At 41.1% G+C, this 15923-nt stretch carries 12 protein-coding genes and 1 tRNA gene; 5 read left to right on the top strand and 8 right to left on the bottom strand.

From position 1 onward, the window contains the following. Window positions 1–298 precede the first annotated feature (298 nt). The 3 genes from SNE_RS00965 to SNE_RS00955 all read right to left on the bottom strand — a co-directional run bounded on the left by SNE_RS00965 (window position 299) and on the right by SNE_RS00955 (window position 1417). Complete coding sequence (locus tag SNE_RS00965; RefSeq protein ID WP_013942410.1) at window positions 299–712, bottom strand: hypothetical protein; 414 nt, start codon at window positions 710–712, stop codon at window positions 299–301. A gap of 30 nt (window positions 713–742) precedes the next feature. Beyond that, window positions 743–1276: a hypothetical protein gene (locus SNE_RS00960; RefSeq protein ID WP_148258913.1), complete on the bottom strand. Its 534-nt coding sequence runs from the start codon at window positions 1274–1276 to the stop codon at window positions 743–745. A 66-nt stretch (window positions 1277–1342) separates the two neighbouring features. After that, window positions 1343–1417: transfer RNA gene (locus SNE_RS00955), tRNA-Pro, on the bottom strand. A 298-nt stretch (window positions 1418–1715) separates the two neighbouring features. Here SNE_RS00955 and SNE_RS00950 point away from each other — a divergent pair. Genes SNE_RS00950 through SNE_RS00930 form a run of 5 tightly spaced genes read left to right on the top strand, consistent with a single transcriptional unit; the run spans window position 1716 to window position 9439 of the window. Continuing rightward, window positions 1716–6146 (top strand): autotransporter-associated beta strand repeat-containing protein, encoded by a 4431-nt coding sequence (locus SNE_RS00950; protein WP_013942408.1) that lies wholly within the window; start codon window positions 1716–1718, stop codon window positions 6144–6146. 35 nt (window positions 6147–6181) lie between these two features. Next, entirely contained in the window at window positions 6182–6862 is a 681-nt protein-coding gene (gene ung / locus SNE_RS00945) for a uracil-DNA glycosylase (RefSeq protein WP_013942407.1), read from the top strand. A gap of 11 nt (window positions 6863–6873) precedes the next feature. Next, entirely contained in the window at window positions 6874–8112 is a 1239-nt protein-coding gene (locus tag SNE_RS00940) for an MFS transporter (protein WP_158307185.1), read from the top strand. Window positions 8113–8140: 28 nt separating this feature from the next. After that, complete coding sequence (locus tag SNE_RS00935; protein WP_013942405.1) at window positions 8141–9052, top strand: small ribosomal subunit Rsm22 family protein; 912 nt, start codon at window positions 8141–8143, stop codon at window positions 9050–9052. Window positions 9053–9088: 36 nt separating this feature from the next. Continuing rightward, window positions 9089–9439 (top strand): hypothetical protein, encoded by a 351-nt coding sequence (locus SNE_RS00930; RefSeq protein WP_013942404.1) that lies wholly within the window; start codon window positions 9089–9091, stop codon window positions 9437–9439. A gap of 360 nt (window positions 9440–9799) precedes the next feature. On the opposite strand, the gene SNE_RS00925 is transcribed toward SNE_RS00930, so the two are convergent. From SNE_RS00925 to SNE_RS00900, 5 genes are all read right to left on the bottom strand, one after another. Next, a complete protein-coding gene (locus SNE_RS00925; protein WP_013942402.1) occupies window positions 9800–10057 on the bottom strand; it encodes a hypothetical protein in 258 nt (85 codons plus the stop codon). A 391-nt stretch (window positions 10058–10448) separates the two neighbouring features. After that, the gene (locus SNE_RS00915; RefSeq protein ID WP_013942400.1) at window positions 10449–10961 is read right to left on the bottom strand and encodes a hypothetical protein; all 513 of its coding nucleotides are present in this window, start codon (window positions 10959–10961) and stop codon (window positions 10449–10451) included. Beyond that, window positions 10958–12691 (bottom strand): hypothetical protein, encoded by a 1734-nt coding sequence (locus tag SNE_RS00910; protein WP_013942399.1) that lies wholly within the window; start codon window positions 12689–12691, stop codon window positions 10958–10960. Before SNE_RS00910 ends, SNE_RS00915 begins: the two co-directional genes overlap by 4 nt. A gap of 191 nt (window positions 12692–12882) precedes the next feature. Continuing rightward, complete coding sequence (locus SNE_RS00905) at window positions 12883–14478, bottom strand: metallophosphoesterase (protein ID WP_013942397.1); 1596 nt, start codon at window positions 14476–14478, stop codon at window positions 12883–12885. Window positions 14479–14615: 137 nt separating this feature from the next. Beyond that, on the bottom strand, window positions 14616–15842 hold the full coding sequence (locus SNE_RS00900; protein WP_013942396.1) for an MFS transporter: 1227 nt from the start codon (window positions 15840–15842) through the stop codon (window positions 14616–14618). Window positions 15843–15923 lie beyond the last annotated feature (81 nt).

The following is a 15923-nucleotide window of genomic DNA, read 5'->3' as shown; positions in this document are numbered from 1 at the left end:
AGCTAAGGCTCTTTCTTTTGACTAAAAGAGCTCTTCATGCTTTTTTCCGGCAGTTATTAAAATAAGGAGGCAAGCATGGGTCGTTGTGAGAATAGTATCTGAAAATACTCGAAAAATATAGATGAAAAAGTCATTTCATAAAAGGGAAATCAGGAAATTTTGCAGGAAAATCAAAAGGTACATCGCAACCAGTTTACTTTTCTGACTGAGAGCGGCTGTTCATGGATGAAATCCAACAAATTTGTGGGACGATTATTGCAGGGCGACGTTAAAAATCCTACTACAAAGATAACCTAAGCTAGGTCTTCTGGGAAGTTGTAAGATCTTCGCTTCGCTTTTGAAGTAAGTCTTTCAAAAGTTTGCAGCTGCTTTTAACTCTAGTAGCAATCAATGCTGCATCGGATGTTCTGGCTATACTGGCTTCTGCAATTAGTTGTTTGAGTGAATTTATAAGATCCTCGTCAAGAAGAGTACTTTCTTCAGAATACACCAAGCGTTCCAGCGCATCAGTTTTGCAGGGACAGCTAGGTCCGCCTATATATTTTGCATTGAGATCGAGTTCGTTTATGCAATGTCGAATTTTCTCGATGCAGTTTTTGCGCAGATTTGCCGGTCCCTTTTTAATCTCTTTTTGACGAGCCCAAAACTCTTCGATCCGATTAAGGACAAGACCAGCTGCTATAAAAAGCAGGAACTGCCATACGTAATCCATTTTAATGAGGTGACACAACGTTGTATATCTTCATTTGTTTTTTGGTTTAATACAAAAGCGGCATGAATCTACTATTCTTCCTAAAAAATGCTTGCTGATAGATTGTTGAATTTCTTCAAGAAGCGGAAACTCCTGGGATATGTGCTTATTGTTATTCCAGAGCATCGTTATCTGAACCGCGGTTTGAGTTATATGGAAGGCGCGGTTCTCGTTGCTCGGGTCCATTTTGCGCATGAGTGCCAAACTTTCAGTGAGTAAGTGCGTCAAATTGGGAGGACGGAAAAGCAGGCCAGTTTGGCAGATGTTTAGATCTTCAAAAAGGGTTTTTGCTTGTTTAAGATGATCATAACATTGTTGTTCGCTTGTGCGGTTCTTCATATGTTTTGGGAGGTCTTCTAGAGCCCTTTTTAATTCATTCAGCTTATTAAGGCATTTTTCTCTCGCCTCACCATCTTTTGAGAGTGGTAGGGTAAATAAGCCAAGAACCCAGCCTAACAGGACCAGTGAAACGTCTTTCACCAAGTCGGACTCCATGTTCATTGTCGTTTGTGCATTACCTGCCACATTTGTGGTTTTTAGAGGATTTGTTGGCAAGATAATCTTAATCGCAACTCATTGATAATAAAAAAATCTGGGTGAGAGGATTCGAACCTCCGACCCCTTGCACCCCATGCAAGTGCGCTGGCCAAGCTGCGCTACACCCAGAAAAGAGCCAAAATTTTAGGGGGCACAAGGGAATTTGTCAACGTTGGTTAGTCAATTTAATACTATTTCATGACGCTAGTACAATTTAACAAAAGTTTCTAACGCTACTTGGTCGATCTTTCGAGCATCTTTTCATCTTTCAAAATCTCTTTTTGTCCCGTAGGCAATGTGATCGATTTCAAAAATCAAGAATCCTCCAAAAAACTAGGCGCAACTAGCGGTTCGAACTTTTGGGAAGAAGCACTAGTTTTTATTTTAAGTTCTTCCTATAGTCAGGATAACGGACTATTGGATCGGTATGCGCTCCCTAAAAAAGCTGTTTTTTCCCTTTTTCTTCTGTTTCGCTGCGTCCCTTTTTGGTGGGAGTGCGAGTTGGAATTTGGACCAAAGTGGATCTTGGAGTCTTGCATCAAATTGGAGCCCTGCAACAGTTCCAAATGCGGCAGCTGATACTGCAACTTTCCCGAATATCATCACCCAACCCACAACGGTGACTGTTGATGGAACGTTCGACGTGATGAGCTTAACTTTTACGAGCTTCAATAGTTATACGCTCAGTAGCGGAACATTAAATCTCCACACAGGGACAATTCTTGCAAATCTTCCTAATGGAACGCATGTGATCAACTCGAACATTGCTTTGCAGTCAAATGCTACGATTACCAATTCAACCTCTAATCCTCTGACGATCTCAGGAGTCATTTCAGGAGCCTTTCAAATTCAATCGACAGCGGGTACTGTTGTTTTAGCTGGAGCAAATACTTATTCAGCGGGAACGAATATTACTGGAGGAACAGTTCAGGGAACCACAACAAGCATTCAAGGAAACGTCATGGGTAATGGGACGTTAAACTTTAATCAAGGGTCAACCAACGCTCCTTCTTATGCTGGAAATATTAGTGGATCGGTCACGGTTCAAGTAACGGGAGGGGGAACAGTTAACTTTAATGGAGACAATAGCGGGAGTAATGGACAAACTCAGTTGAATGCTGGAATTCTTCAAATCAATGCGATCAACAACTTAACGTCTGGCGGCATCGTTTTTAGTGGAGGAAACTTACAAACACTCAACTCAATGAACAACAATCGCTCGATCACTTTAACAGGAAATGGGATCATTAGTCCTGTGACAGGAACAACACTGACTCAAACTGCTGGTTCGATTAGTGGGGCCGGAGGGTTGATCAAAGCGGGTCCTGGAACATATGATTTAGCGACAACGACCAACACTTACGCAGGGGGAACACAAATCAACCAAGGGATTTTGCAAATTGGTGCTGCTTCTGCCATAGATGGTACTGGGACGATCACCATGAACGGGGGAAATCTCAACTCAACAGGTGCTGCTGTAACGTTGACGAACGATTTTACTCTTAACTCAACAGGGATAGTAGGAACAGGCAATACTTTAGAGTTGACTGGAACAATCAACGGGCCTGGGACCTTTATTAAGGCTGGTGGTGGAACTGTTAATTTCAATATGGCGTCAAACACCAATAGCTACTCAGGGGGAACGAATATAAACTCTGGGACGCTTCAAGTGAGTCAAATGGGAAACTTGGGAACCGGGACAATCACGTTTAATAGTGGAATCTTGGCAACGATAGTGACCGATCTTATCCCCAATACGATTGTCATTGGTGCGACAAATGGAACTTTTGATGTCAATGGTGCAACAACCTTGACTTTGCAGGGAACGGTGAGTGGATCCGGGGCTTTAATTAAAACGAATGCCGGAACCTTGAACATGGGGCCAAATTCGAATGATTACTCTGGAGGAACACAGCTCAATGCTGGGACGATAGAACTCGTCGCTTCTGGGAACTTAGGAACTGGACCAATCGTTTTTGGCGGAGGAACACTTGAACTTTCTTCTGGAAATGTCGCGCTCGAAAATGATGGGACGCTGAACTCTACGGCTTTGATCAATGTTGGGGCAGGGGCTATATTGACCTTAAATGGCGACTTTTCTGGTGCTGGAGGAATAACGATGAACCCAGGAACTGGAACTCTCATTTTAGGCGGGACAAATAGTTATTTTGGAACAACGACAATTACGACCGGAACTGTCATAGGAACGACAAATAGTCTTCAAAGAACAATTGACGATCAATCGCTTCTCGTGTTTGCGCAAAATTTTGATGGAAATTTCCCAGAAATATCTCCTGTTGGAACAATTTCGGGCGGGGGTATTGTCCGAAAAACGGGTACAGGAACAGTCACATTATTACAAGCAAATAGCTATACAGGAGGAACACAGATCAATGGCGGAGCTTTTCGGATTAGTGCAGACAATCAGATTGGTGGGCTAGGATCAACGATCACTTTCAATAATGGAACACTTGAAACTTCAGCTAGCTTTACAAACTCACACCCTCTTGCTCTCACTGTAGGAAGTCAAGGATTTATTAGCCCAGACTCAGGAACGACGTTGACACAATCGGGAACGATTAGTGGAGGGGGAACGCTTGTGAAAATAGGAGATGGAATCTTTGATCTTGGTACGACTGCCAATACTTTTAGCGGGGGCACAATTATTCGTGATGGCATTCTTGAAATTGATCAAGCTTCAAACTTGAATGGAACCGGTCAAATCACCCTTGATGGAGGAACTCTTCACTCAACAGCAACGTTTACTCAGACAAATGCCGTTGCTGTGAATGAGTCTTCAACAATTGATACAGATGGAGCCACAACTCTCACGTTGAGTGGTCCCTTGTCTGGCAATCAACGATTGATCAAAGGGGGCGGAGGAACACTTGCTTTAGATGATTTTGGTGGGTTTACAGGGGATATGCGAATCGATGATGGGGTTGTATCATTTGAAGGGACCGCAACCTACACAGGAGACATTTCTGGGGTTGGAGCTGTGACAGTTGATAATGGGGCAACTGTGACCCTACGCGGAACGAATAGCTACACGGGTGGAACAAGCGTTTTGACTGGAAGCCTTGTTGGCGATACACGGTCGCTGCAGGGAAGCATTGCTGTAACTGGTGGAGCTAATTTAACGTTTAACCAGAATTTTAATGGTTTTTTTGACGGAACCATATCTGGTGCAGGGACCATGACAAAATCGGGGACGGGAACCACTTTTTTTGTTGGAAATTTTCCTATTACAGGAACTACAACAGTTGATGGCGGCACATTGAACTTGACAGGTTCGTTAGCTGGGGATGTTGTCGTTAATAGTGGGGGGACTTTTTCTGGGAACGCTTCGGTTATTAGTTTAACCAATAGTGGGACTGTCTCGGTAGGAAATGGAATAGGGGTGATGACTGTAAATGGGACTTACACACAAAATGCCTCAGGAAATTTAGCGATTGAAATTGATAGTTTTGGAAATACTGATGTTCTCAATGTCGTTGGAGGAGGGTCTGCGGATCTTAATGGAAATTTAGATGTGACTCTGCTTCCTGGGATTTATGATGGGACGCTTGTTTATACCATCATTAATGCAGCCACGGTCAATAATACTTTTTCTAGTACAGCTTCTTCAGTTGGTACTTCTGTAAATGTGGTTTACAACCCAACAAATGTACAAATCAACGTTCCTTATAGAGGATCTGTAACTCCTGTTCCGATCAATGATCTTCCCCCAAATGCAAAAAACATTGCAAACTATCTCTTTTGTCCTGGATTTGTTCCTGAGAATCCCGACCTGTTTAATGTGATGCAAATTTTACTCACACTTCCTCCTGAAAAGTTTATCAGCAGTCTCGGGCAACTTGGACCTTCTATTTTTGGAGCTCTTCCTTTTACAGATCTTCAAAACAACCACTTGATTGCAGATGCAATTGTTTCAAATTCAGAAAACTACTTTTGGTGTGATGATTGCGCTCACTTAGCAAAATGCCCGGAGAATTTTAAAGATACTTATATTTGGTTTGCACCTGTAGGGCAGTGGCAAAGGCAACGGGGGTACGAAGAACAAATCGAGTTTATTACCCGAACCTATGGATTTGGAGTGGGAGCTTACCACCTCTTTTTACCTTGGATGCAATTTGGTGGAGGCTTAGGTTACACATACACCAACTTAGGTTGGAAAAGAAATGGGGGTGATGCTCACTGGCATAGTCTTTACATGGGACCCTCTCTTGGCTTTGTAAATAAAAATTGGTATCTCAATTTTCTCACGCAGGGAAGTTTTAACTTTTATTCCGTTGAAAGGAAAATCCGGATTCCAGGTATCTCTCGAGAGGCGCAAAATGATCATTTCTCTTTTGGTTTATTGCTAAGAGCAGATGCTGGATACAAACTCACGTTTGTGACTAAAGAAAACGACTATCCGATGAGTTTTATTCCTACTGTACGCCTCAGCTACATGAATGTGTTTGAAGAAAGTTACAAAGAAACAGGCGCTAAGAGTATCAACTTAGATGTTTCGAGCAAGTACACAGCGTTTTTGCAGCCCGAACTTCTCATCAAAGTCTTACGAGAAGTTTACTTTTCGGATAGCTGTTTGAGTTCTTCCTTTCACCTTGGGTATGTTGCAAACATTCCCGTTTCATCGGCAACTTACACTTCTAAATTTGTTGGTGATGAAGACTTTTGTAAGTCAAACTTTACAGTGCAGACGTTTGATCGGACAGCACATCAATGCGCTTTTGGCTTTGAGTTCATCTATAAAAAAGCCAATTTGTATGAAGCAGGTGTAAGTTGCGAAGGACGCGCCTTCGACAAACTCTACATCACAAGCGCAAAAATTCACGTTGATTGGAAGTTTTAAGATTGGTTATCCTTTTTTCTTAAAAGGATCGCTTCATGGTCATGACACTTGAAAAAGGGTGGCATCAAGCCCTTGATGAAGAACTAAAAAAACCTTACATCCAAGCACTCAAAACCTTTTTAAGTGAAGAAAAAAAACGGGGCATTACTGTTTATCCTCCCGAACCTTATGTCTTTAATGCGTTTCGTCAAACCCCTTTTGATCAGGTGAAAGTGGTCATCATGGGTCAAGACCCATATCACGGTGCACATCAAGCCCATGGGCTTTGTTTTAGTGTGCAGCACGGAATTAATCCGCCCCCCTCTCTTAAAAACATTTACCGCGAAATGCAAGATGACTTAGGCATTCCTCCAGCCCATCATGGCAATTTAGAAAAATGGGCTAAGCAAGGGGTGCTCATGCTCAATGCCACACTGACTGTGCAAGCTGGGAACCCGAAATCTCATTATGGAAGAGGATGGGAAACCTTTACTGATGCAGTCATTTGGCGTCTCTGCCAAAGGCAAGATCCTCTCGTCTTTATTTTATGGGGAAAGTCAGCCAAAGAAAAATGCGAAAACATTTTAAGCCAAACAAATCATCCTCATGTTGTCTTGAAGGCTGCACACCCTTCTCCTTACTCTGCAACGGAGTTTTTTGGTTGCCGTCACTTTTCAAAAACGAACGAATACTTGAAAAAATGGGGAAAAACCCCTATTGATTGGGCTTTGAACTAATCGATTTTTTCGTGAACAAAGAAGCAGTTAAAAAGCAGTCATCGCTCTTTTCAATTTTTTTAACATTTGCCGTTGATAACCTGGGCGCTACGATTGTTTTTCCCATTTTTGCCCCCCTCTTTTTAGAGCCTGAAAAAGGGCTTCTTGGAGCAAGTGTCTCGCTGACATATAAAACGGTAATGCTTGGCATTTTTTTGGGAATCTTTCCGTTTGTTCAATTTTTTCTCGCCCCCGTTTTGGGAGAATATGCGGATCACCATGGACGAAAGCGAGCCTTACTTCTCACTACATTTTTAACCTTCGTCGGGTATGTACTCAGTGCTTGGAGCATTCATCACCATTCGCTTTTTTGGATTTTTATTTCTCGTGTTGTGATGGGGGTTGGGGCAGGGAATCTCTCCATTTGTCTTTCATCTCTTTCTGATCTGAGCCCAAGCCCGAAAAAGAAAGTCAGGTACTACAGCTATGGCTCAGCGATTGCTGGCTTGACATTCATTTTAGGTCCTTTCATCGGAGGGAAATTATCTGATCCCAATGTGAACCCACTGTTTGATTCTTCTTTTCCGATGTTCATTGGAGGACTACTTGGCCTCTTCAACGTTCTTTTCATTCTATTTGGCTTTTCCGAAACGATCAAATCTATCAGCAAAACCCGTTTTGATTTTGTGAAAGGGATTCACAATATTCAAATGGCTTTGCACACTCCGTCGATAAAAAATCTCTATTTGATCTACTTTTTTTACCTCTTTTCATGGAACATCATCTTTCTTTTTGTTCCTGCTTTTGTTGTGCAAGAATTTCATTTATCCAACTCGGTGATTGGAGATATTTGCGCGATTATGGGCATCTGTTGGATCATCGGAACAGGGATTATTCACCGCCTTCTTTACAAACTTTTCCACCCAAAATGGGTGCTTATTTTTTCCTTGTTGATTTACGCATGCTTAGTTGTCTTCGTTCCTTATCCGTACCATCTCCGCTATTTCATCGTCATTTTAGGGATCTGTACCACTTTATCTGGACTTGTGTGGCCTCTTTGCACTGGGGCTATTTCAAATGCAGCGCCTCCAGAGATTCAAGGGAAAGTTTTAGGCCTCAGTCAATCGATGCTGTCACTTACCATGATGCTTTCAGCACTCATTGGTGGACTCTTCTTGCATGCACACACTCTCATTCCCTTTGTTATCTCTGCCATATCCACTTTGGTTGCGCTTATCATTCTCTTAAAGACCAAGATCGTATACCATTGATCAAAATGGTATAGACTCAAATAACTTCATGGAACTCCCAGAAGAACTTTTACAGGCCGTAGAAAGGGCAATTCAACTCTATGGAGTAAGAGAGCTTACCCTTGCTGCAAAAAAGCTTTCAGACCGGTATAGACGTGGTCTACCAAGCTCTTTTGAAACCGATGTTGACCGATTAGCCTACTTGTGTACACGGCTCCCCGCAACTTATGCAGTAATAAGGCGCGTCTTTCAAGAAAGAGAGACTCCTCTAACCTCTGTTGTCGATTTTGGCGCAGGCCTTGGCACCTCTCTTTGGGCTTTACCAGAGTCCACTTCTATTCATCTCATTGAACGGGACTCTGGACTGATTGCACTTGGAAAATCACTCTCGAAGGGGGGAACTTGGGAAGCACGCGACTTTACAACACTGGAAGAAATTCCCTCTGCTCAAGTCTATCTTTTTTCCTACTCTCTCACAGAAATTGACCCGAAACTTTACCCCTCACTCATAGAAAAATTTTTTCAATCGGTAGAAGAGGAAATCATCATCATTGAGCCAGGCACCCCAGCTGGATTTCAGCGCATTTTGGCCCTTCGTAGCCTCTTTCTCAAGCTAGGAGCTCACCTCATAGCTCCTTGCCCTCATCACGCTTCTTGCCCTATGGAAGGGGGCAATTGGTGCCATTTTTCCGAGAGATTACCACGCACCCCTTGGCATCGCTTACTCAAGGAAGGAGAAAAAGGATACGAAGATGAAAAATATTCTTACCTCATCGTTTCCAAAAAACCTTTTGAAAACTGCCAAAGAAAAAAAAGAATTTTACGTATTCCGGATAAACGTCGAGGTCATATTTTATTTGAACTTTGCACTGAAGAAGGAATTCAAAAGAAGATTATTAGCAAAAAGGAAAAAGAAAATTATAAAACAAGTAAAAAACTTAAATGGGGTGATTTATTATAATGTTTTTGTTATAATAACATTCCGTGAGGTTTTCTTATGTTTTACAATAGTTTTCTATTTTTACTCAGTCAATTGGCATTTCAACAATTAGGAAAAATTTCACTTTACGGTTGTGAAGTGCGAGTAAAAAATTTTCCGCATACCAAGAGGTGGGAACTTTCGGCAGACATCCCAGCGGCGACTCTTCCCTCACATGTACGGGAGTGTCTGCGTTTAGGGCGCAAACTCCCGTTAGAGTCGTCTGATAGTTATTTGCAAAAGACAGAAGAGGCTATCACATTTACACAGACAATTCCTTCGCCTAAAAAGTATCTCCAGTATAAGGCGTGCATGGAAAACTTTTTCGAAGGCTTATCCCTTTGGGTTGATCTTAAATCGCCTCACTAAAGATCTCGATACGAGTGCATTTTCGCATTGCTTCTAACATAAAACCCTCCAGAACCTTTCCCTCGCTCAATTTTTAAGATAAAGGCTGTAATGTCACATGTCCTATCTAGAGGGTATTTCATTTGCTCTTGTAAAGAAAGTTTACCTACTCTCAATTCTTTTCCCCCACCTCAAAGTCACCAAATTTTTTCTTTACTATCAAAATAACTACTTAACCTGAACTCAGGGATTTTTCTCTTTCTTCTTAACCTTTTTGCCTCGAAAAAGACCGTTTGGCCCTTTCCATCAGCAAAAATACCGAGAATTTAAGAGAACTTTCTCTCCTGAGACTAAGCAAAATAAACCCAGAGTTCAGGTTACTTAACAAAATTTGCTGTTGAAAAATGCTCCGTCTTCAATATTTTTAACAAGAGCTGTGGCATCACATAAGCTAAGAAATGGATATTTCATTTGATCTTTTTCTGTAAGTTTCCCGACTCTCCAAAACTTTTCCCCATCCCAAAGAGACCAAATCGCTTCTTTATGGTCACCCTTAGGAGGGGTGTTGGTATTCTTAAAAATGGGAAACTCTTGAGCAAATTCTGGGATCGCGAAGTTACCAACTAGAAATATACTCAAACAACTTCAAAAATTGGTTTTGGGCAACGCGAAAGCTTTCGGAATTCGTCGATTTTAAGTCGCCTAATATTAGGAATATGAGGTCACTTAAAATCGGCAAATTACGGTGCTTTGGCGCAGCCGAAAATCCAATTTTTGAAGTTGTTTGAGTATACTTCCTTTTCTTTTATTGCATGATTTAAAAATAAAAATATCTGAAACCGATGAGGTTGATTCACTATTTCAGAGAGTTTTTCGTTTTGCGGTCTTGTTTTATAGAAGCCTTGCAAAACTCGGATTAAACTCCCCCATTTAGGAGGCTTTGCGTACTCATGAGTATACTGAAAATAAGCAAATCCTTTTGATGTAGGGACTTCAAAAACATCACCTATTTTCTTCTGGAGGGAGTTACTCAACAAAGCTCACGTCCCAAGCTCTTCCCGGTTTCTATATTTTCGATCAAAGCAGTGTCGTTGCAAATTTTTTGTAATGGGTATTTTTTCTGCTCTTCCGGGCTTAACTTCCCAACTTTCCATTCTTTCTCCCCATCCCAAAGCCACCAAGTCTTTTCAAGTGGATCTTCTCCAGGAAGTGCAGTTGAAAGCTTAAAAATAGGAAACTTCTGTGCAAATTCGGGGACAGGAAAATTCCCGACTAATTTCCAATCTCCCGTATTTATTCCGTAATAAACAGGGCAAAATGTTCGAAATCGATGTGGTTTTTTTACAAGTTCAACCAATTCTTTTTGAGATGGTCTTATATCATAAAACCCCTGCAAAATGCGAATCAAACTCCCCCATTTAGGTAGCTTCGTGTGTTCATGAGTATATTGAACGTATGCAAGTCCCTTGCTAGTGAGAATTTCGATCACATCACCAATTTTTTTGCGGATCCTCTTAATAGGTTGTAATTTTTCTTCTTTCATTCGTTAATATCCTTTAGGCCATTGTATTCTTTTTCTTTTAGAATTTCTAAGCCTCTTTTAACAGCCTCTGCTTCTATAGGATTTTTCTTTGCAATACTATTAATTTTATTCGTGAGAGTTCCCCCATTTTTTTGTAATCTATGAATCACTATCAATGCTTGCTCTATTGCACGTGCGTCATACTGAGATAAACTGTTAAGTCCAGGAATTGGTTCGATCTCGATACCTTTTTGTTTCCAATGTTCTATGGATCTTCTTGGGAAATTATTTGTAATCCCTACATAGTTTACCTCCCCAGTATTTTTATCGAAAGATCTATAAACAGACACCGACTGCTCAACAGACACGGGAACTACAGGTTTAAGCGTTGATCCAACAATAGTCGCTCCAGCTGCAGCCGCTGCAACAGGACCAGCTCCTTTTCCCTTAGTTACGGCTCGGACTCCAGTTGCCAATGCTCCTCCAGGTGGAATCAGTCCAGCAGAAGCAAGTTCTTGATCTGTCTCTTTTAAAATATCTATGCCAAGCTTTTCCTTGAGATAAGCAGCTTCTTCCTTTCCTTGCTGGGTATAAAAATAACCGATATCGGTCCCTAATCCTCTGTCAATGGCTTCATGAATATGAAAATAGGTCTCTTGAAGGGTTTCTTGGTAATTTTCATCAACAAACTGACCGAGTAACCCTCCTACAACACCAACAGATTTTGTCATTTCAGATAGGTCATCAACGATTTCGTGGGCAAACTCTGATACAAGATTTCTTGCGTATTCTTTAATACTGCTGTGACTATCGTCAAAAAGCTCACCAGTGATTACTTCTAATATTTCTTCCTTAACAAACTCTACTTCTTCAGAAAGCTCTTCATAGGTCAACTCAGGAAGGCTCTCTTCAAAGTTTTGATCTAAGCACTGAAAATCCTCCGAAGGAAGAGCTGAAAAGGAGTTATCCTCAGGTAAAGAATAGGATGGAGGTGAGACATATTCTGGAGGCTTACCACGAAAACGCACGTCTCCGGGCTTATTGATATGTGGTGGAGATAGATCATCTTCTACAGCCAGCCCCGCTAAGGCTCCACCAATAGCAACTCCAGCGCCTGCTCCCCCTCCCATTGTTAGTGCTATAATTGTAGCACCGATGGCAACTGCACCAACGGCTATGAGCGGTTCTTTATTCTTGTCTACCCAGTGGGTAAAATGGTGCCATTTTCGTTCAAACCAGCCTTTGTTCTTTTTTTTCTTACATAAGAGGAATTCTGGCTTTTCGTAGCAAGCAGCGGGGATAAATTCGGAGTGGACGTCACGATTTGATGATAGTTGATACTCTCTCTCATCATCTACATCTTCATGCATTAGTTCGATTAATGCTTCGATTTCTTGCTCGTACTTTTCAGCTAAATCTAATCGATTCTTAGGAACACTAAAACGGAGAAAGAAAATCACAAAATCTATCACACGCTCAGCTTCTTCATCACAAAGCCTTTCGAGGAAATTAATATCTGACAGAAGGTCAATAAACCCAAAAACATGATCAACATAACCATCAAGATATGTCAGAACATTTCGCAGACAAAAATATCCCCAAGGATTGATTAATCCATTATCATCTCGAGGAATGAATAGCTTCTGTCTTGTTTCAGGTTGGAAGGTTTTGGATTCAAAAGTATACGAAGGAATCGGGCTTAAGAGAAAAGCTGGCAAGCACAAAAGTAAGAGAAAACGGAAAATTTTCACTTTGAACTTTATTTCTTGAACGACAAGATTGGATAATTTAACAGGAAGGTTTTACAAAGGGAAGATTTTTCTTGATATTTCTCAAAGAGTTCTTTGGTTGTCAAGACAAAGAGTTCAAGTTAGTGGTCTTGCTTTGCAAACAAGAAGAAACCCGAAAATTGATCTAAGCTTTCCTCGGGCAATACCAGGTTTTAAATAGCCTCACTAAAGATCTCAAACGGTTTAGTAATTTCGACCTTTGTTTCACCTGACTTACGAATGAAAGCTTGTTTTTTCCAGTTTTTGACTTTTGGATCGATTTCAAGAATGTAAGCGCGATCGGGCTGTCCTCCAAAAGCTATTTGGTAATAGCCTGTATCAGCCCCAACGGGAAGTGTCGTGACAACAACCTTGCCGTTATATGACCCATGTTGAAAACGATGTTGGTGACCTCTAAAAAGAAGCTTCACTTTACGTGCATTGCCCATCATGCGGAGTCCATCTTTCACATCTTCTGGACGAATGTGCCATTTTCTGTATCCCATCTGGTCTAATTTAGGCGGAGCGCCAGGTACCACATCGCCCCAATTGTAAGCCGTAGTGTCTTCAATTGAGCGATTAAACTCAGTGGTTTTCAAATCTACGATTCGTTTGGCGGCAAGCTCGGTTTTTGAAGGTTCATGGTCTTTACACCCAATCAGATGTTGGAAAGCAGTATATTTTACTGGAGTTCCTTTGGCGGCGAGCTCTTGAACACGCTTAGAAAATTCATGAGTTGCTTTTGGAATGTAAATCCGATTTACTACGTCACAGTCAAGCATTTCTGAAGGATCTACATGGAGCTCAAAAAGACCATGGGTGAAGTCGACATATTCTCCTCCTTCTTCTGCAAGGTAAACAGTGAGGGGCATTGTGCGGTAAAACATTTCCAAGTCGGCTTGATGGGCTGTGATGAATTGGATGAAATTCTTATCATTGTGTCCACAAAAGCCGTAATTTGTTGAGAGATATTCATGGTTTCCACGAACAAGATAAACTTGATCAGGGTTTTCTGTTTGAAGGACAGCTAAGACTTCAGCAATTTCCATGCTATAGCTTCCTCGGTCCATATAGTCACCGCAGAAAATCATGTAAGTGCCGGGTTTGCACTTGAAGTTTTCATCAAGTAGCCCCTCTCTTTGCATTGCCTTGAGATTTTCAAGAAGGCTTTTTAAGTCACCGTGTAAATCGGCGCGGACAAAGACTTTTGATCCTTTCGGAACTTCTTTCTTTTCGATGAAGCCATGGTGGACTGCGTAGTCACACTTAGGGTCGTGCTTTGCTAAGGTGCAAGCGTTGAGGTGTTTTTTGATTCTCTCGGCATCATATTTAATTCCAATGTATTCTTTTTTCTCCGTATCCCATTTCGCATCAAAGTAGCTGACAAGGGCATGCAAGTTATTAAGCTCAGGTTTTGTAGGCTGTTTGTCTGTGGAGTCTGTTATTTTAGTCTTTTCAATGAGTGTTGGTTGAAAGAAGAGAGCTGTTGCAACCAAATGAACCAGCGCATAGAAAAGGGTAATAGGGACAATTGCTTGTGTATTAATCGGAATTAAAAAACGATTTTGAAGAGGTTTGGCAATCACATACAAAAAAGCAGTCCCGAAAAGAAATCCTACCAAGTCATAAATAACATCGTTTTTCCATGTGTGGTTATCTTCTACCTTTACAACTTTCCCAGCTAGCTGCTGAAAGCAGAAATTTGTGGCAATACAAGCCGCAGCTGTTTGCCAATTGGCCCCACTCATAGAAATAATTTGACTTAACATCTAAAACCTTAAAAATTCTAATTTTTCCGGGTAAAATTATACCCAATTGAAAAGAAAAATGAGAACCTGTTTCTTGAGAAAAACCGCGTTGTTTATTTTTTTTTTGAAAAACAATGAAGTTTAAAGACTATCGACTTTTAACTCTGCTCACTTCTTGGGTCCATTTCATAAGCAACTGGAGTGCCATTGAGTAAAGGTAAAAAATCTGTTTGTTCTTTGAGAGGAACAATAGGTCTTCTGATTGTCACATAGATTCCAATTAAGCCTAAAAGCCCCAAAAGAGCTGTAAAATAAAGAAAAATTGATTCGATTCCGAGAAATTTGATCGTGAGAGCTGAAGTGATCGGGCCAATAACAGAACCGAGTCCGTAGGCAATCAAAAGAAAAGCTGTTGCCGTTGTGATATGCGAATGATCGATATTGTCACAGACCTGTGTGATACTTAGTGGGTAAAGGGTAAACACAAAACCACCGATTAGAAAAGCAATCACTAAAATGCCTTCTACTGGAGCTTGTTTGTAAACGTAAAGAAGTAGAGAAAGTACGAAGGCAATTGCAACAACGATGAGCAAAGTTCTGCGACGCTCAAAACGATCAGAAAGCTTTCCAATCGGCCATTGTAATAAAACGCCTCCAGCAATTGTAATCGACATTAAGTTAGCGCTTGAAATCTGCTTTGATTCTGAAAAAAGAGGTAGAAAACTGTAAAGAGTACTTAAGATAAGTCCAGAAACGATGCAGCCAAAGACGCCAAAAGGTGAGGCTTTTATGATTTGAAAAAATCGAATGGATTCGTGAGTTGAGGGAAGAGTCAATTTTGTTGTCGATAAGCCCACAGGAATGATGCTAAGCGCAGTAAAGAGGGCCGTGATGATAAAGGGAGTCATGCTCTGGATGTCGATATAAGAAAGCATTTGTTGGCTTGCCGATTGCGCTGCGTATAAGGAAATCATGTACAGCGATAAAATAACCCCACGTGTTTTAGGTGTGCTGTGATTGAGCATCCAGCTTTCGATCACAATATAGAGTGCGGAAAGAGATAACCCAAAAAGAAATCGCAAAATGATCCATGCTGGTAAGGTTTGAATCAACCCTTGTAAAAGGGTTGAGCTTGCAGCTAAGCTGCCGAAAACAGCGAGAGCTTGAATGTGTCCTACTCGTTTAATCAACTTTTCCATTTGAAATGCACCCAAAAACATTCCCAGAAAAAAAGCTGATTGGATGATGCCGATTTTTTCTTTCGAATAACCTGTGCTCTCCAAAAAAATACTTAAAAAGGTGGTGTAAAATGCGCTTCCGAAAATCATTAGGATGACAGCCGATAAGGGGGCTGAAAATGTGAAGATCAATCTTAATAAACTCATGATTTGTCCAAGATGAAAATTGAGTTTGAGCTATTCCAAGCCTCAAAAACGATTAATATTTTAAACTAAAGGGGATTTTTT

This window comes from Simkania negevensis Z (assembly GCF_000237205.1).
Taxonomy (GTDB): domain Bacteria; phylum Chlamydiota; class Chlamydiia; order Chlamydiales; family Simkaniaceae; genus Simkania; species Simkania negevensis.
Note: the sequence above shows the minus strand (reverse complement) of the source record. Positions and strands in the feature narration are given on the sequence as shown.

What these genes read in the sequence shown, in the direction of transcription:
- SNE_RS00900 (WP_013942396.1), bottom strand. Translation starts at nt 15,842, where the DNA reads ATGAGTTTATTAAGATTGATCTTCACATTTTCAGCCCCCTTATCGGCT.
- ung (WP_013942407.1), top strand. Translation starts at nt 6,182, where the DNA reads ATGGTCATGACACTTGAAAAAGGGTGGCATCAAGCCCTTGATGAAGAA.
- SNE_RS00915 (WP_013942400.1), bottom strand. Translation starts at nt 10,961, where the DNA reads ATGAAAGAAGAAAAATTACAACCTATTAAGAGGATCCGCAAAAAAATT.
- SNE_RS00935 (WP_013942405.1), top strand. Translation starts at nt 8,141, where the DNA reads ATGGAACTCCCAGAAGAACTTTTACAGGCCGTAGAAAGGGCAATTCAA.
- SNE_RS00965 (WP_013942410.1), bottom strand. Translation starts at nt 712, where the DNA reads ATGGATTACGTATGGCAGTTCCTGCTTTTTATAGCAGCTGGTCTTGTC.
- SNE_RS00905 (WP_013942397.1), bottom strand. Translation starts at nt 14,478, where the DNA reads ATGTTAAGTCAAATTATTTCTATGAGTGGGGCCAATTGGCAAACAGCT.
- SNE_RS00950 (WP_013942408.1), top strand. Translation starts at nt 1,716, where the DNA reads ATGCGCTCCCTAAAAAAGCTGTTTTTTCCCTTTTTCTTCTGTTTCGCT.
- SNE_RS00930 (WP_013942404.1), top strand. Translation starts at nt 9,089, where the DNA reads ATGTTTTACAATAGTTTTCTATTTTTACTCAGTCAATTGGCATTTCAA.